The sequence below is a fragment of the Duganella kummerowiae genome (genome assembly GCF_053572355.1).
This window is the reverse complement of the sequence record NZ_JBKFEH010000010.1, coordinates 287,751-304,482: the sequence shown is the minus strand read 5'-3', so window position 1 is coordinate 304,482 and position 16,732 is coordinate 287,751. Positions and strand designations below refer to the sequence as shown.

16 protein-coding genes are annotated in these 16,732 nt (G+C 67.6%); 7 read left to right on the top strand and 9 right to left on the bottom strand.

Features of this window, described 5'->3' with window-relative positions; all coding sequences use genetic code 11:
- Positions 1-7: 7 nt before the first annotated feature.
- Genes ACLB1G_RS14960 through ACLB1G_RS14950 form a run of 3 tightly spaced genes read right to left on the bottom strand, consistent with a single transcriptional unit; the run spans position 8 to position 3,338 of the window.
- Positions 8-1,279 carry an amidase gene (locus ACLB1G_RS14960; RefSeq protein WP_491628017.1) on the bottom strand — a complete coding sequence of 424 codons (1,272 nt, stop codon included), beginning with the start codon at positions 1,277-1,279 and terminating at the stop codon, positions 8-10.
- Entirely contained in the window at positions 1,276-2,550 is a 1,275-nt protein-coding gene (locus tag ACLB1G_RS14955) for an amidase family protein (protein WP_491628016.1), read from the bottom strand. Before ACLB1G_RS14955 ends, ACLB1G_RS14960 begins: the two co-directional genes overlap by 4 nt.
- Positions 2,550-3,338, bottom strand: coding sequence for a cysteine hydrolase family protein (locus tag ACLB1G_RS14950; RefSeq protein WP_491628015.1), 789 nt, complete (start codon positions 3,336-3,338; stop codon positions 2,550-2,552). The genes ACLB1G_RS14955 and ACLB1G_RS14950 overlap by 1 nt, the downstream gene beginning before the upstream one ends.
- Before the next feature lie 91 nt (positions 3,339-3,429).
- On the opposite strand from ACLB1G_RS14950, the gene ACLB1G_RS14945 reads away from it, so the two are divergent.
- From ACLB1G_RS14945 to ACLB1G_RS14925, 5 genes are read left to right on the top strand one after another with little or no spacing between them, the layout of a single operon-like run.
- Positions 3,430-4,425, top strand: a complete 996-nt coding sequence (locus tag ACLB1G_RS14945) for a BMP family protein (protein ID WP_491628014.1) — start codon at positions 3,430-3,432, stop codon at positions 4,423-4,425.
- A 2-nt stretch (positions 4,426-4,427) separates the two neighbouring features.
- Positions 4,428-6,002: an ABC transporter ATP-binding protein gene (locus ACLB1G_RS14940; RefSeq protein ID WP_491628013.1), complete on the top strand. Its 1,575-nt coding sequence runs from the start codon at positions 4,428-4,430 to the stop codon at positions 6,000-6,002.
- On the top strand, positions 5,999-7,072 hold the full coding sequence (locus ACLB1G_RS14935) for an ABC transporter permease (RefSeq protein WP_491628012.1): 1,074 nt from the start codon (positions 5,999-6,001) through the stop codon (positions 7,070-7,072). The genes ACLB1G_RS14940 and ACLB1G_RS14935 overlap by 4 nt, the downstream gene beginning before the upstream one ends.
- Positions 7,072-7,989, top strand: a complete 918-nt coding sequence (locus ACLB1G_RS14930) for an ABC transporter permease (RefSeq protein WP_491628011.1) — start codon at positions 7,072-7,074, stop codon at positions 7,987-7,989. The genes ACLB1G_RS14935 and ACLB1G_RS14930 overlap by 1 nt, the downstream gene beginning before the upstream one ends.
- Before the next feature lie 15 nt (positions 7,990-8,004).
- Positions 8,005-8,637 carry a TetR family transcriptional regulator gene (locus ACLB1G_RS14925; RefSeq protein WP_491628010.1) on the top strand — a complete coding sequence of 211 codons (633 nt, stop codon included), beginning with the start codon at positions 8,005-8,007 and terminating at the stop codon, positions 8,635-8,637.
- A gap of 3 nt (positions 8,638-8,640) precedes the next feature.
- Here ACLB1G_RS14925 and ACLB1G_RS14920 read toward each other — a convergent pair whose 3' ends face one another.
- Complete coding sequence (locus ACLB1G_RS14920; RefSeq protein WP_491628009.1) at positions 8,641-8,991, bottom strand: hypothetical protein; 351 nt, start codon at positions 8,989-8,991, stop codon at positions 8,641-8,643.
- A 149-nt stretch (positions 8,992-9,140) separates the two neighbouring features.
- On the opposite strand from ACLB1G_RS14920, the gene ACLB1G_RS14915 reads away from it, so the two are divergent.
- A complete protein-coding gene (locus tag ACLB1G_RS14915; protein WP_491628008.1) occupies positions 9,141-11,576 on the top strand; it encodes a TonB-dependent receptor in 2,436 nt (811 codons plus the stop codon).
- On the top strand, positions 11,576-12,790 hold the full coding sequence (locus ACLB1G_RS14910) for a glycerophosphodiester phosphodiesterase (protein ID WP_491628007.1): 1,215 nt from the start codon (positions 11,576-11,578) through the stop codon (positions 12,788-12,790). The genes ACLB1G_RS14915 and ACLB1G_RS14910 overlap by 1 nt, the downstream gene beginning before the upstream one ends.
- Positions 12,791-13,093: 303 nt before the next feature.
- Here the strand turns inward: ACLB1G_RS14910 and ACLB1G_RS14905 are convergent, their stop codons facing one another.
- The 5 genes from ACLB1G_RS14905 to eno all read right to left on the bottom strand — a co-directional run bounded on the left by ACLB1G_RS14905 (position 13,094) and on the right by eno (position 16,730).
- Positions 13,094-13,627 carry a gamma carbonic anhydrase family protein gene (locus tag ACLB1G_RS14905; protein WP_491628006.1) on the bottom strand — a complete coding sequence of 178 codons (534 nt, stop codon included), beginning with the start codon at positions 13,625-13,627 and terminating at the stop codon, positions 13,094-13,096.
- A gap of 15 nt (positions 13,628-13,642) precedes the next feature.
- On the bottom strand, positions 13,643-14,206 hold the full coding sequence (locus tag ACLB1G_RS14900) for a hypothetical protein (RefSeq protein WP_491628005.1): 564 nt from the start codon (positions 14,204-14,206) through the stop codon (positions 13,643-13,645).
- Positions 14,207-14,225: 19 nt separating this feature from the next.
- Positions 14,226-14,921, bottom strand: coding sequence for a substrate-binding periplasmic protein (locus tag ACLB1G_RS14895; RefSeq protein WP_491628004.1), 696 nt, complete (start codon positions 14,919-14,921; stop codon positions 14,226-14,228).
- A gap of 106 nt (positions 14,922-15,027) precedes the next feature.
- Complete coding sequence (gene ftsB / locus ACLB1G_RS14890; RefSeq protein WP_491628003.1) at positions 15,028-15,357, bottom strand: cell division protein FtsB; 330 nt, start codon at positions 15,355-15,357, stop codon at positions 15,028-15,030.
- An 89-nt stretch (positions 15,358-15,446) separates the two neighbouring features.
- A complete protein-coding gene (gene eno / locus ACLB1G_RS14885) occupies positions 15,447-16,730 on the bottom strand; it encodes a phosphopyruvate hydratase (RefSeq protein ID WP_491628002.1) in 1,284 nt (427 codons plus the stop codon).
- Positions 16,731-16,732 lie beyond the last annotated feature (2 nt).

Sequence of the window (16,732 nt, the reverse complement as noted above, 5' to 3'; positions counted from 1 at the left end):
TTCTCGTTTAAAGCGGTGCGGCCAACTCGGCTGCCAACTTGGCGGCCACTGCGATCAGGGCCAGGTCGCTGCCGGCGGGGCCCAGCAGAGATATGCCTATCGGCAGGCCCTCGGGTGAGCGCAGCGGGATGCTCACCTGCGGCAGGCCGGCCAGTCCGGCCACGCAGGTGATGCGGAAGGTGCGGGCGCGGATGCGGTCGATCTCGGCCTCGCTGGCGTCCAGGCGCGGGGCGATGCTGGCGGCCGAGGGCAGCACGGCGATCCCGTCCTCGCCCAGCAGTTCGCGCACGGCGGCGCGCACTTCGGCCTGCAGGGCGCGGGCCTCGATGGCGTCGGTTTCACTGGTGGCGCGCGCCATGTCCCAGCGTCCCGCGATGGCGGCGCCAAAGCGCGGCTGCGTGGCGGTGATCCACTCGCCATGGGCCAGCCAGCCCTCGCGGGCGGAGGCGGTGACGTAGGCCTTGCGCCAGGATTCCAGTATCGCGCCCGCATGTTCGCTGCCACCACCGGCGCTCGCGCCCGTGACCTGCGTGCGGCGTACGCTCATACCCTCCGCCAGCTTGGCGTACACGCGCTCGGCGGCGGCATGGAAGGCAGGATCGGCCTGGGCCAGCAGGTCGTCCAGCATCAGCACGCGGCCCAGGCGCGGGCCGTGCCACGCCGGCAGCAGGACCTGGCCCACGCGCTGGAAGACGCCGGCGTCGTCGGCCAGCCAGGTGGGTGTGTCGAAGCCGGGGTGCAGCGGCACCATGCCGGCGCGCGGCAGCAGGCCATGCGTGGTGCGCAGGCCCCACAGGCCGCAATAGCTGGCCGGGACGCGGGTCGAGCCGCCGGTGTCGGTGGCCAGCGCAAAGTCGCACAGGCCGGCCGCCACCGCCGCCGCCGAGCCGCTCGACGAGCCGCCCGGCACCCGGCCCGGCGCACGCACGTTGAGCGGTGTGCCGTAATGCATATTGTCGCCGTGGACGCTGTAGGCCAGTTCGTCGGTCAGGGTCTTGCCTACCAACGTGGCGCCGGCGTCGAGCAGGCGCTGCACCAGTGGCGCGGTCGCGGCCGCGGCCTCGTGCGTCGCCAGCCAGCAGGGATTGCCGGCGCCGGTGACGTGGCCGGCCACGTCGAAGACATCCTTGGCGGCAAAGGCCAGTCCCGCCAGCGGACCTGTCCCGGCGCCGCGCTGGACGAAACGGCCATGCGGCACCCAGGCGCCCACCGTATCGTTGATGGGGAAATCGCGGGGTAAATCGTGATCGCGGTCCGCGCCGCGCATTGCTTGCATCATGCTGCTGTCTCCAGATTACTGGCCGCCGCGATACGCGCCGTCCAGGCGTGCGCGTGATGCAGCAGCAATTCGTCCGCGCCGCGCGCGGCGATGAAGGACAGGCTGGCGGGCTTGCCGCCCACCTCGCCCGCCGGCAGGACCAGCTGCGGCAAGCCGGCGTGTCCCGCGATGGCGTTGATGGCCAATGCGGCCGCGTAGAAGGCGCCGCGCGCCGCGCCGTCCGCGTTTTTCGGCAGCGCCGTACTGGGCGTGGTCGGCAGCACCAGCACCACGCCCGGCTGCAGCAGGGCGTACAGGCGCTGGCGCATCTGCTCACGTACCGCGAACTGCTCCAGCGCCTCGGCCTCGCTGATGGCGGCCAGTCCGGCAAAGCGCTCGGCAATGGCGGGACCGAAGCGCGGACGGTGCCGCTCCAGCTGGCGCCCCAGTGAGACGCGGATCTGCGCGCCCTGCAGCACCTGGTAGCAGCGCAGCCAGTCGGCGTGGCGGCCGCCGAACACGGCAACTTCACCTTGCGGCGCCAGTGCAGCGGCGACCGTGCGCATGGCGCTGGCCAGCGCCGGTTCGGTCAGCGCAAATACATCCTGCACCAGCAGCAGCCGGACCGGTAGCCACGGCGCCGGCACATCCGGGTGCGGCGCCGTGGCCGGCCGTCCGGCGTGCCGCGCCAAAGATACGGACGCGTGGGACTCCCGCGCGCGGCCGCCCAGCAGCGCCAGGCCCACGCGCTCCAATATCCGGGTATCGCGTGCGAACCAGCCCACCGTGTCGTAGCCCGGCGCGAATGGCAACACGCCATCCAGCGGGATGCGGCCGTGGGTGGGCCGCATGGCGGGCAGGCCGCAGAAGGCCGCAGGCACGCGCACCGAGCCGCCCGTGTCCGTGCCCAGCGCGGCGTCCACATGGCCTGCCGCCACCGCCACGGCCGAGCCGCTGGATGAGCCGCCAGGGAGACTGTCCGGACAGCGCGGATTGCGCGGCGTGCCGTAATGCCAGTTCTCGCCCTCCAGGCTGAACGCCAGTTCATCGGTGATGGTCTTGCCCGCCACCGTGGCGCCGGCGCGCAGTAGCCGCTGGACGGCGGCGGCATGGCGCGCGGCGGGCCGCTGGGCGGCGGCCCAATCGGGATTGCCGCCGCCGGTCACATGGCCCGCCACGTCGATCAAGTCCTTGACCGCGATGCGCAATCCATCCAGCGGTCCACTGCCCAGCGGCGCCGCCTCGCACCACGCTCCCGGCACGAAGGCGCCCCCATCGACGCGTTCATGCATCACGCCTGCGCCCCTGCCAGCGCGCGCAGCATGCTGGCCGAATCGCTGACGAAGCCGAAGCATTTCTTCACATTCCACAGCGCCGCCTCGGCGCAGAAGGCCGGCGAGGTGGTGGCGCAGCAGTCCTCCAGCATCACGCAGCCGTAGCCGAGGAAGTTGGCGTCGGTGAGGGTATGCAGCACGCACTGGTCGATGTTCACGCCGGCGAACAAAATGGTCTTTACCGACAGGTTGCGCAGGATGCTGTCCAGCGGCGTATCCCAGAATCCGCTGATGCGGTATTTGTCGACATGGATGTCGCCCGGCTCCTGCGCCAGTTCGTCGACCACGGCGGCGGCCCAGGAATCCTTTTGCAGCACCGGCGCGCCGCTGCCGGCCAGCGGGTCGCCCAGGCCTATGCCCTCGCCCTTGGGCTTGTACAAATGGATCTGGTTGGGCGGCATATTGGCCAGGTCCGGGCGGTTGCCCCAGTTCAGCCAGATCACCGGCACGCCGGCAGCGCGCAGCGCGGGCAGCAATCCCTGCAATGGTGCAATCGGTGCACGATTGGGCGTGGGATCGCCACCAATCTGGTGCACCCAGCCATCCCTGGTGCAGAAATCGTTCTGCATGTCGACCACGATGATGGCCGTCTGGCGCAGGTTGACGATCACCGATTGCGGCGCCGCCTCGATGCGTGCGCGCACCGGCGCCGGCACGGGCGGCGCCATGTCCACCAGCTCCGCATTGGCGTGCCACTGATTATGGACGCTGCCTCCCAGCACCCCTGCATAACGCGTTGTACCCATCTATTCCTCCCTTGTTGGCACCGAACTTGCTTACGAAAAGCAATGAAGTAAAAACTTACTTACCTCATCAATCAAGCAAAAGGAGTGCCAGATGAAAAGCTTCCCCGTTAGCTCAGTGCCCCGCTCAGCTTCCAACGTTATTGCCGCATTCACCCTGGCCGCCACTGCCGCCCTGCCCTTCCCCGCCGCTGCCGCGGACCCGTTGAAAGTCGGCGTGCTGCTGCCCGGCTCGCGCAGCGACAAGGGCTGGATGGAGTCCGGCTACGAGGGCGTGGCCGCCGCAGAGAAAGCTCAAGGCGGCAAGATCAAGGTGCAGATGATAGAGAACATCAACTATGCCGACATGGAGCAGGCCCTGACCAATCTGGCGGCCAAGAATGACCTCATCATCGGCATAGGCGGCCAGACCCAGGCCGCCGTGATCAAGATCGCCAAGCGCTTCCCCAGGAAGAAGTTCACCATCGTGGGCGGCAACCAGACCGAGGCCCCGCCCAACGTGGCCGGCTACGACGTGAAGCAGGCGCAGATCGCCTTCGTGGCCGGCGCAGCGGCCGCCATGCTGTCCAGGAGCGGCGTGGTGAGCTACGTGGGCGGCATGGAGCTGCCCTCCATCGTCAACGCGGGCAAGGAGTTCGGCAACGGCGCGCGCTACATCAAGCCCAACATCAAGTTCATCGAGAACTACACGGGCGACTTCGACAACGTGACCAAGGCCAAGGAAGCCACCCTGGCCGCTATCGCCCAGGGCGCCGACGTGCACTACCACATCCTCAACCTGGGCCTGCGCGGCATGGAGCAGGCGGCCAAGGAAAAGCACACCCACATCATCGGCAGCTACAGCGACCGCTGCGGCAGCGATCCGCTGTACATCGCCTTCAGCATCACCGGCGTCGGCTACCAGGCGCAATACGCCATCGAGCAGGCCGTGGCCGGATCGTGGAAGCCGGGCTACAAGCCCTTCGGCCTGGCGATGGGTCCGCAGGCGGCCGACATGAAAACCTGCCAGCCCACGCCCGCCATGACCGAGAAGCTGAACCAGATCAAGAAAGACATCCTGGAAGGCAAAATCAAGGTGCTGGAGGGCTGACCATGGAGGCGATCCTGACCCGCGACGCGCCTGATGCACTGGCGGCGCCGGCGGCGGCGCGCCTGTCCTTGCGCGGTATCGTCAAGCGCTTCGGCCAGCTGCAGGTGCTGCACGCGGTCGACCTGGAAATCGCGCCGGGCGAGATCCATTGCCTGCTGGGCGAGAACGGCGCCGGCAAATCAACCCTGTGCAATGTGATCTTCGGCGTGCACGGCGCCGACGGCGGGGCCATGGCGCTGGACGGCCAGCCCTACCAGCCGCAGGGCCCGGCGCAGGCGCTGCAGGACGGGATCGCCATGGTGCACCAGCATTTCAGCCTGGTGCGCGACATGACCGTGGTCGACAACCTGATGCTGGGCCAGGCCGGCGGCCTGCTGCGGCGCAAGGAAATGGCGGCCCGCATCGTGGCGCTGGGCCGCCAGTACGGCCTGGAACCCGATCCGCATGCGCGCGTGGCCGATTTGTCTGTCGGCCAGCGCCAGCGGGTGGAGATCGTCAAATGCCTGATGCGCGAGCCGCGTTTGCTGGTGCTGGACGAGCCCACCGCCGTGCTGCTGCCGGATGAAATCGCGGCCCTGCTGCAAGTATGCAAGCGGGTGGCGGCGCAGGGCTGCAGCGTGGTGCTGGTAACGCACAAGCTGGCCGAGATACGCCAGGTGGCCCACCGCGCCACCGTGCTGCGCGCCGGGCGCGTGGTGGCGACGTCGGCGCAGCCGGCGGCCGACCTGGACCGGCTGGTGGGCGCCATGATAGGCCGCGACGCCGCCAGCACCAGCCTGGCCGAGGCGGCGGCGCCGCAAGCGCACGAACGCGCAGCGGCCGGCCTGCAGGACGAAGTGCTGCAGGTGGACGGCCTGTGCGTGGACGACGCGCTGGGCGCGCGCCGCCTGGACAACTTCACCCTGGTGCTGAACAAGGGCGAGATCGTGGGCGTGGCCGGGGTCGAGGGCAATGGCCAAAGCGAACTGGCGGCGGCGCTGGCCGGCATGGTGCAGCCTGCGGCCGGACGCTACTACCTCAAGCGCGAACTGCTGTCCGGTCGAACGCCGAAAGAGATCACGGCGGCCGGGGTCGGCATCGTGCCCGAAGACCGCCACGCGGTGGGCTGCATCACGGCGCTGAGCGTGGCCGAGAACCTGTTCCTGAACCGCATGCGCCAGTTCACGCGCTGGGGCCGGGTGGACCGCAAGGCCATGCGCGCCGCCGCCCGCGCACTGATGGCGCGCTTCGACGTGCGCGCCGCCAGCGAGGACACGCCGTTCAGCGGCCTCTCGGGCGGCAACCAGCAGAAGGCCGTGCTGGGACGCGAACTGACGCTACCCAACCTGGCGCTGCTGGTGGCGGCCCAGCCCACGCGTGGGCTGGACGTGGGCGCGGTGGCCGCCGTGTATGGCCACATCCGCGCCGCGCGCGCCCAGGGCGTGGCGGTGCTGCTGATTTCGTCCGAGCTGGACGAACTGCTGGCGGTGGCGGACCGCATCGTCGTACTGTACCGGGGCCGCATCATGGGCGTATGCCCGGCGCGGCAAGATCAACGCGAGCGCATAGGCGCCATGATGGCGGGACAAACTGCATGACCACTCACACTTCAACCCTGCGGCTGCCATCCGGCGCCGCCCTGCTGCCGCTGGCGGCCGTCGCCGGCGCCCTGCTGCTGGGCGTGGCGCTGGTGGCGCTGACCGGCGCCCCGGTGGGCGAGGCGCTGGAAGCGTTTATCGATGGCGCGGCCGGTACGCCCTACGCCATTGCCGCGTCATTGAACCGCGCGCTGGTGCTGGCCCTGGTCGGCGCCGGTTTCGTGCTGGCCGACCGCGCGCGCCTGACCAATGTCGGCGGCGAAGGCCAGATCGCCGTCGGCGGCATGGCGGCCACCGCCATCAGCCTGCACGGCCACGTGGCCGGACTGCCGGGCGGCCTGGCCTACCTCCTGCCCATGCTGGGCGGCGCCCTGGCCGGTGGGCTGTGGGGCGGCATCGCCGGGGCGCTCAAGGCCAGGGCCGGGGCCAATGAAGTGATCAGCACCCTGATGCTGTCCTTTATCGGCACCTGGCTGCTGTACTGGAGCGTGCAATCGGTGGCCCTGCTGCGCCAGCCCATGAGCAATTCCGGCACCCTGCCGGAGTCGCCCGAGATACCGCTGTCCACCAGGCTGCCCTTGCTGTTCGACGTATCCATGCCGCTGCACGTGGGCCTGCCGCTGGCCGTGGTGCTTGCCGTGCTGGTGGCGGCGCTGCTGGGACGCAGCCTGTTCGGACTGCACCTGCGCGCGGTCGGCCTGAATCCGCTGGCGGCGCGCCGCGCCGGCATGCCGATCGCCTCCACCATCGTACTGGCCATGATGCTGGCCGGCGCGCTGGGCGGACTGGCGGGCGCCGTCATGCTGCAGGGCGAGCAGTACGTGCTGAAAAGCGGCTTCTCGTCCGGCTACGGCTTCGACGGCCTGGTGGTCGGCCTGCTGGCGCGCGGCTCGATTACCGGGGTGTGCGCGGGGGCGCTGCTGTTCGGCTTCTTGCGTTCGGGCGGCATCAACATGGAGATGGTGGCGGCGGTGCCGTCGGCGCTGGTGCTGGTGGTGCAGGGCGTGATCATTTTGACGGTGGCCGGCGCGGCCAGGAACGCAGCCAACTCAGGCAAAGGAGCACATTGATGGATTTTGATACCTCCGCCGTCTTCGCGGGATCGGCGATCCGCCTGGCGGCGCCGCTGCTGCTGGCAGGAACCGGGGAGCTGGTCAGCCAGCGCGCCGGTGTGCTGAACATGAGCCTGGAGGGCATGATGCTGACCGGCGCCTTCGCCGGCGCCCTGGGGTCCTGGGCCAGTGGCGATCCGCTGCTGGGCCTCCTGGCAGGCGTGCTGGCGGTGGTGCCGCTGGCGCTGCTGCAGGCCTGGCTCAGCATCAGCCTGGGCGCCAACCAGATCGTCACCGGCATAGGCTTGAACATCCTGGCGCTGGGCGGCACCACGCTGGCCTACCGTGTCGTGTTCGGCAGCCGCTCGGACGCCGCCATCCCGGCGCTGTCGACCTGGTCGCCGCCGCTGCTGCGCGACATCCCGCTGCTGGGCAGCGTGCTGCAGCAGGTCTGGCTGCTGTACCTGGGCCTGGCCGTGCTGGCCGCCAGCGCCTGGATGATGAGGAATACTTCCTGGGGACTGGCGCTGCACGCCAGCGGCGCCGATCCGTCGGCGCTGGACAAGGCCGGCGTGGCGGTGCGCCGCGTGCGCTACGGCGCCGTGATGTTCAGCGGCGTGATGGCCGCCATCGCCGGCTGCTTCATCTCCATCGGCGACATCCACACCTTCACCGAGGGCATGACCGGCGGCGCCGGCTACCTGGCGATAGCCGCCATCATCTTCGGCAACTGGAAACTGGGGCGCATGGCGCTGGCCTGCCTGTTGTTCGGGGCCGCCAGTGCGTTACAGTTCTTCCTGCCGTCCATCGGCGTGCAAGTGCCCGCCGCGCTGCCCATCATGCTGCCCTACGTGCTGGCGCTGCTGGCGGTGGCGGGACTGACCGGCCGCCAGACCGCGCCCGAAGCGCTGACCCAGCCCTACCTGAGAGCCTGATTCGAAAGCCTAGTAATGACAGAAACGAACACCGAGAACACCCCCGGCACGCGCGAGCGCATCCTGCAGGCCGCCATCGCCGAATTCGCCGGCAAGGGATTTAGCGGCGCGCGCACCGACGCCATCGCGCGCAACGCGCAATCGAATATCCGCATGATCTACCACTACTTCGGCAACAAGGAAGCGCTGTACGTGGAAGTGCTGGAGCACGTACTGGACAGCCTGCGCAGCGACGAGCTGCGCCTGGACTTCGAGGAAGGCTCGCCGGTGGACGGCATGCGCGCCATCTTCGATTTCATCCACGGCCACTTCGCCGCGCATCCGGAACTGATGAGCCTTTTGTCGTGGGAGAATTTGAACCAGGCGCGCTACCTGCAGCATTCCTCCCACATCCCGGAGCGCGCCTCGCCCGTGATCGCGCTGCTGGACCGGCTGCTACGCGAAGGCGAGGCCCAGGGGCAGTTCCGCGCCGGCGTCGATCCCCTGCACCTGTACGTGGCCATGGTCAGCATGGCTTACTTCCACAAGTCCAACGCCTACACCCTGTCGCACATCTTCCGGCGCGACCTGCTGGACGCTGAATGGCAGCGCCAGCACAAGGAGCAGGCGCAGCAGATGCTGTTCAGCTTCCTGGCGCCGCAGGCCTGAAGGTCACAGCGGCCGGCAGGCCGTGCTGATGGCGGCCGACTGCAGCACCGGCGCGGAGGAATTGCTGCGCAGGATGACCAGGGTGTCCTGGCATGGGGTGCGGAACAAACGCTGCTGCTTGCGGCTGCAGACGATCTGGCCGTTGACGGGGGGCTGGCATAAAAAGCCTTCCTCGTCCACGCGCACCATGGCCTGCTCCATGGGCAGTCCGGGCGGCAGCAAGCGGGCCACGAAGCGCGGCAGCTCGTCCTGGTCCACCGTCACCGGCTTGTTCGCGCAGCCGTTCATGGCCGCCGCCGTGGCAGCCGCCGTGGCCGCTGCCGCTGCCGCCATCATCCATCTCCAAGCACGCATGCCTGTCCTTTCCTGTTAGCGTATCCGCAGTGTAGCGGGGGGCAGGGGCAATGTCCACGTTGCTTTCCGTCCGCAAGTCATCACGCCGTCACACTGGCTGCCTACCATGCCTGCCGTTGAAGTTCCCTCAATCTGGCATGAAAGCAAACATGAACAAGCAATCCGTCCCGGCCTGCGCGCTGCGCGCCGCCCTCCTCGTTCCCCTGATGGCCATGGCCGCCAACGTCGCCGCCGCCGTGGCCGAGATGGAGGCGCCGGGCGCCGCCGCGCCCGTTGCCGCAGCTGTGCCGGCCGCCGACACTGCCGCCGCCGATGGCAGCGAGGCCGCCGCAGCCGCCGCCGGCCCCATCGCCACCGTGGAAGTGGCCACCCGCAAGAGCCGCTCCTCGGTCGAACTGGGCAAGACCGAGATGCAGAAGATACTACCGGGTATCAATCCACTGAAAGCGCTGCAAACCCTGCCGGGCGTCAGCTTCCAGACCGCGGACCCGTGGGGAAACAATGAACAAAACCTGTCGCTGTTCATCCACGGTTTCAGCGGCCAGCAGCTGGGCTACACCCTGGATGGCGTGCCTCTGGGCGACCAGCAGTACGGCAACTACAATGGCCTGTCGCCGCAGCGCGCCATCACCAGCGAGAACGTGGGCAGCGTGATCCTGTCGTCCGGCGCCGGCGACCTGGCCACCGCCTCCACCAGCAACCTGGGCGGCACCATCGAAACCTTTTCCAGCAACCCGCTGCCCAACCGTAACCTGGCCGTGCAGCAGACCGTGGGCAGCCACAAGACCTCGCGCACCTATCTGCGCTACGACACGGGCAGCTTCGGCGACGGCAACAGCGCCTACATCTCGGCCGTGCACCACGAGCAGAAGGCCTGGGACTTCGACGGCCGCCAGGGCGGCGACCAGGTCAACGCCAAGTTCGTCAACAACGGCAACAACGGCCGCCTGACCCTGTACTTCGCGTACTCGGACAAGATAGAGCCCAACGAGGACAGCACGGTGCGCTCGGCCACGGAGAAGTACCAGCCCGACACCCGCCCCTTCATGTACCCCAACTTCCAGCAGGCGCTGAACTACCTGTCGGCCACCGGCGCCACGCCCGCCGCGGACGGCAACAACTACCGCAACTACTACAGCGACGCGCAGCGCACCGACTATCTCACCTACGCCAAGTACGACTGGAACATCAGCGACAACACCAGCTGGTCCAACCAGGTCTACTACCACAACGACGACGGCGTGGGCGTGGTGGCCGGTCCGATCGGCGTGGCCGGCCTGCCGGCCCTGTTCGCGGTCTACTTCCCGGGCCAGAACCTGAAGCAGGTGTTCGGCAATTCCGGCTACGCCGTGCGCACCACCGAATACGCGATCAACCGCAATGGCTGGCTGTCCACCCTTCGCAGCGAGATCGGCGACCACAAGCTGCAGGCCGGCTTCTGGCTGGAGCACAACCGCTCCTCGGCCTACCGCCGCTGGTACGCGCTGGACGTGAACAAGCCGACCTCGCCCTACGACCGTCCCGGCAATCCGCTGATCACCCAGTACGGCAGCGAGATCGACAACAAGGTGGCCCAGCTGCACCTGCAGGATGAATGGCGGATGCGTCCCGACGTGGCGCTGCAGGCCGGCTTCAAATCCAGCCTGCAGTTTGCCGACGGCCAGTTCCCGGTGCAGCCGAAAGCGGGCGCCATTTCAGGCTCCACCGCGCTGCCGGTGGGCGAGATCATCACCAAAAAATGGTTACTGCCGCAGATAGGCGGCCGCTGGGACATCAGCGCCCAGGACCAGGCCTTCTTCAACGTGCAAAAGAACATGCGCCAGTTCGTGACGTATGGCGGCGGCGGCGTGTCGCCGTGGAGCCTGTCCAGCCAGGCCGCGTTTGACCTGTTCAAGTCCACCGCCAAGCCGGAAACCTCGATCACCTATGAAGCGGGCCTGCGCAGCAGCCACAAGGTCGACGGCGGCGCGCTGACCGGCTTCGACGGCCAGCTCAATTTCTACCACGTGGACTTCAAGGACCGCCTGCTGCAGATCAGCCCCACCTCGGTGATCTCGTCCATCATAGGCGGCAACCTGGCGGTGCTGACCAACGTCGGCAGCGTCAAGACCAATGGCGTGGACTTTTCCGGCACCCTGCACTTCGGCCGCAACTTCTCGCTGTACAACGCGCTGTCGTACAACCAGTCCAAGTATGACGACAACTACATGAGCGGCACGGCCACCGTGCAGACGGCCGGCAAGAAGGTTCCGAACAGCCCGGAATGGATGGATAAATTCGTGGCCAGCCTGACCGTGGCCGACACCGAATTCCAGCTCGGCGGCGACTACGTCGGCAAGCGCTACGCCACCTACACCAACGACCTGCAGGTGGACAGCTACTTCCTGCTCAACCTGGGCGTGTCGGGCAAGCTGCCATTCCTGAACGGCGGCTGGGTGAAGAATGCGCGCTACCGCCTGAACGTCACCAACCTGGCCAACCGCAGCGGCGACCTGCAAGTGGTGGTCGGCGCGGCCAGCGGCACGTACAATACCTATCCTATCCCGCCCCGCCAGGGCTTCCTGACTTTGACGGCTGACTTCTGATGAACAAACTCCATTTACCATCGCGTTTGTCACGGCGCGGTTTCATCCAGGCGGCCGGCGCCGTGGCCGGTGTGGCGGCCGGTGTTGTGGCCAGTGCCGCGCTGCTGCCCGCCGCCGGCGCGGCCCAGCTGGGCGCGGCGCTGGCCGGACAGGCCACGGGCGACCTGTCCGGATTGCCGGACGTGGCGCCGCTGGCGCCGCAAAGCCGTCCGCTGGTGTTCGGCCATCGCGGCGCCAGCGCGCTGCGCCCCGAGCACACGCTGGCTTCGTACGCAAAAGCCATTGCCGACGGCGCCGACTACGTCGAGCCGGACCTGGTCTCGACCAGGGATGGCGTGCTGGTGGCGCGCCATGAAGCGTTCCTGAGCGAGACCACGGATGTAGTCACGCGGGCCGAATTCGCCAGCCGCCGCACCCGCAAGACCATAGACGGCGAAACGCACGAAGGCTGGTTCGTGGACGACTTCACGCTGGCCGAGCTCAAGACCCTGCGCGCGGTCGAACGCATCCCGCAGGACCGTCCGGGCAGCGCGCGCTACAACGGCATGTTCCAGGTAGCGACCTTTGAAGAAATCATCGACTTCGTGGCGGCCGAGGCGGCGGCGCGCGGACGGCTGATCGGCATCGTGCCGGAGCTCAAGCACTCCACATATTTTGCCAGCGTGGGCCTGCCGCTGGAGGACCGCTTCCTGTCCATCCTGGCCGCGCACGACTATACGCGCCGCAATCCGGTCGAGATCCAGTCGTTCGAGATCGCCAACCTAAAATACCTGCGCGGCAAGCTGGGACGGCGCGCCAACCTGCGCCTGATGCAGCTGGTGATCACCGAGAACGTGCGCCCCATGGATGTGGCGGCGGCCGGCGGCAGCCTGACCTTCGCCCAGATGTGCACTCCGGCCGGGCTGCGCGAGGTGGCGCAATACGCCGACGTGATTGCCCCGCCCACGCGCGCCCTGATCCCGCTGAAGAAGGATGGCAGCCTGGATGCGCCGAGTTCGCTGGTGGACGACGCCCACAAGGCCGGCCTGCGCATCGAGCCATGGACCTTCCGTCCCGAGAACCGCTTCCTGGCGGCCGACTTCCGCGACGGCGGCGGCGAACACGCGCGCAACGAAGCCGGCTCCATCGCCGAAATCAGGCGCTACATCGCCACCGGACTGGACGGCTTCTTCACCGACGACCCGGCCCTCGGTAGAGCCGCCATCGGCGCCTGATCCACCCGGCCTCCCCGGCACCGCTGGGGCACCACTAGCGTCCCCGCTGGTGTCCACCTGCTGGTGTCCACCTTGCTGGTGTCAGATCGATCCACCTGTTGGTGTCCACCTGTTGGTGTCCACCCACCTGTTGGCACCTGTTGGTGTCGGCACCTGTTGGTGTCAGATCTGCCATTGGTACATGAGCTCGCCTAAGCAGGCAAGCTCATGTACCAATGGCAGATCTGACACCGGGGTTACCGGGGTTACCGGGGTTACCGGAATTAGGCGGTAGGATTGGTTGTGCCTGCCCTGGAGGCGGCTTCAGGCCGGCTTGAGGTAATTGTTTTTCACGCGCACATAATGCTCGGCGGAGTACTTGAGGCGGGCCTGTTCTTCATCGCTGAGCGCGCGCACCTTGACCGCGGGACGCCCCACGTACAGGTGGCCGCTTTCCAGTACCTTGCCCGGCGGGACCAGGCTGCCCGCCCCCACCATCACGCGGTCCTGCACCACCACGTCGTCCATGATGACGGCGCCCATGCCGATCAGCACCTCGTTGCCTATGGTGCAGCCGTGCAGGATGGCCGAGTGGCCTATGGTGACGTAATCGCCTATGGCCAGCGGCGAACCGTCCGGCTTGGACGGGTTCTTGTGCGACACGTGGCACATGACGAAGTCCTGCACATTGCTGCAGGCGCCTATGCTGATGCGGTTGACGTCGCCACGGATGACGGCGTTCAGCCACACCGAGCTGTCGCGGCCGATGGCAACGTCGCCGATGATGTGGGCGGTCTCGTGCACGTAGACGTCCTGGTCCAGCGCGGGATGGGTATTCAGGTAGGAAGATAAGGGCATGTAGGACAGTCTTTGCTAATTGGCGTCGTCGGTCTTGGCGGGAGCAGCGGCGTCGGTCACCACGAAGCGCGCCGCCACCGTCAGGCTGGTATTGGCCACGCGGTCGCGCACCAGGGCCACCAGGCGGTAGGCCCCGAGCGGATCGGCCGGGTCTATGCCCATGCCGACGCTGTCGCTGCCCAGCTGCGAGGCGCCGCCGGCCGGCGGCGAGGCCGACCACACATTGCTGGCGCCGACCGGGGTGCGGCTGCCGTCCGGCCCTTCGATGGCAAGCTCGGCCACCAGGTCGCAGGCGCCCAGCGGGCCGGCCTTGCAACCGTGGAACAGGATCAGGCCGGTGAGATTGGCGCCGCGCGCCACGCTCTGCGTAACAGGAAGCCGCGGCAGCACCGGCAGCTCGCGCCCTGCCCAGCTGCGGCGGAACTGGCGCTCGTCGGCAGTGAGCACCAGCTGCACGCCGAAGTCTCCCAGGCTGCGCATGCTGTCGGTGTCGGGCAGGGGCTTGCCGTTGGCGTCCACCCAGCCGGCCTGGGCCATCGTGGGCAGCAGCGCCGCAGCCAGCAGCAATAATGTTTTCATAGGTAGTATCCGCTAAGAGTCAGCGGTATTTTTGCATAACGTGGCCCAGCGTGCCGCGATTGACGTCCAGCCAGGTCCACAAGGCCTCTACCTGCTCGCGGTGGCGCCGGTAATAGGCCTGGTTGAAGGCCAGCCAGACCCGCACGTTGACCAGCGGCTGCGGCAGGCGCACCACCTCGCCGTGGTAGCGCGCCAGCAGTCCATCCAGGTATTCCGGCTTGACGGTGCTGGCCACCACGCCATCGATGCGCCCCAGGCGCAGCTTTTCAAGGTTGCGCTCCAGGTCGCGCGCACCATCGTCCACGGTCAGGCCCAGCCCGCGCAGCGTGGCGTTGGTGGTGGCGCCTTGCGGCGCGCCCAGCACCTTGCCCTTGAAATATTGCTGGGGATTGATACCTGCCGGGATCTTGTCGGCGGCGCGCACCAGCACAATCAGGACGTTCTGCATGGCGCGCTCATTGTCGATGTTACCGGCCTTGTCGCGCGGCAGGGCGATACCGGGCGGATAGGACGGCATCTGGCCCAAGGTGGTCATGTCGATATCGCCCTGCTGCAGCGCCAGGCGCAGCCGCGCCACCGGCAGCCGCACCAGCGTGGGCGGACAGCCGAAACCGGCTCCGGCCACCGCCTCGCGGATCAGGTCGACCGCCGCACCCGGCGGTTCCGGCACAGTCTCGCCCCTGCCCAGCCAGAATGGCGGACGGTCCTGGTCCATGTAGCCAACCTTGAGTGGGATGCAGGGCGCGGCCATGGCGGAAACACTCAGCGCCGCGCAGGCGGCCAGCAAGCACGGGAAAAGGGAACGGGATGCCATGGCGTTGCTAGTGCAAGGGCGGCTGTTCGGGACGCGGCGCCAGCGGCGCCTTGGGCTCGTCCTGGCCCTTGCCGACGATCTGGATGAAGATCTCGTTCTGCTTGATCATGTTCAGTTCGTAGCGGGCCCGTTCCTCGACGGCGCCGGTGCCGTCCTTGAGGTCGCGCACTTCGGAATCGAGCTTGGCGTTACGGGCGGCCAGGGCAGCATTTTTCTGATGCGCCTCCTTGACCTGGGCTTCGAAATCGGCCACGCGCAGCCAGCCCCCCTTGCCCCACCACAGGGGATATTGGATCAGCAGCAGCAAAACAGCCAGGACCAGGGTAATCAGACGCATGGGAGTGAAAGCGGCCGGGTGTTTCCCGGCCGCGTGTGGCAATGCAGGCGATTATAACCCGGCGCCGCGCAGGAACCGGGCTCTGCCTTTTACTTCAGGTTGTAGAACGCGTCGCGGCCAGGGTAGGACGCGATGTCGCCCAGGTCTTCCTCGATGCGCAGCAGCTGGTTGTACTTGGCCATGCGGTCCGAACGGGACATGGAACCGGTCTTGATCTGCAGCGCGTTGGTGCCCACGGCGATGTCGGCGATGGTCGAGTCTTCCGTTTCGCCCGAGCGGTGCGAGATCACGGCGGTGTAGCCGGCGCGCTTGGCCATCTCGATGGCGGCGAAGGTCTCGGTCAGGGTGCCGATCTGGTTGATCTTGATCAGGATGGAATTGGCGATGCCTTTCTGGATGCCTTCCTTCAGGATCTTGGTGTTGGTGACGAACAGGTCGTCGCCCACCAGCTGCACTTTCTTGCCCAGCGCTTCGGTCAGGATGGCCCAGCCTTCCCAGTCGCCTTCGTGCATGGCGTCCTCGATCGAGATGATGGGGTACTTGTCGCACCAGGTGGCCAGCAGGTTGGTGAACTCGGTGGCCGTCAGCGACAGCCCCTCGCCTTCCAGCTCGTACTTGCCATCCTTGTAGAATTCGGAGGCGGCGCAGTCCAGGCCGATGGCGACCTGGGTGCCCGGCTCGTAGCCGGCGTCTTCGATGGCCTGGATGATCAGCTTGATCGCATCTTCGTGCGAGGCCAGCGACGGAGCGAAGCCGCCTTCATCGCCAACGGCGGTGCTCAGGCCCTGCTTGTGCAGGATTTTCTTCAGGGTGTGGAACACCTCGGCGCCATAGCGGATGGCTTCCTTGAACGACGGTGCGCCAACCGGAATGATCATGAATTCCTGGATGTCCAGGTTGTTGTCGGCGTGGGCGCCGCCGTTGATCACGTTCATCATGGGCACCGGCAGCTGCATCGCGCCGGAGCCGCCGAAGTAGCGGTACAGCGGCAGGCCGGCTTCCTCGGCGGCGGCCTTGGCCACGGCCATGGACACGGCCAGCATGGCGTTGGCGCCCAGGCGCGACTTGTTCTCGGTGCCGTCCAGCTCGATCAGGGTGCGGTCCAGGAAGGCTTGCTCATTGGCGTCCAGACCCATGATGGCTTCCGAGATCTCGGTGTTGATGTTCTCGCAGGCTTGCAGCACGCCCTTGCCGAAATAGCGTTTCGGGTCGCCGTCGCGCAGCTCGATGGCTTCGCGCGAACCGGTCGAGGCGCCGGACGGCACGGCGGCGCGGCCCATCACGCCCGATTCCAGCAGCACGTCGCATTCGACGGTGGGATTACCGCGCGAGTCGATCACTTCACGGCCGATGATGTCAACAATAGCACTCATGT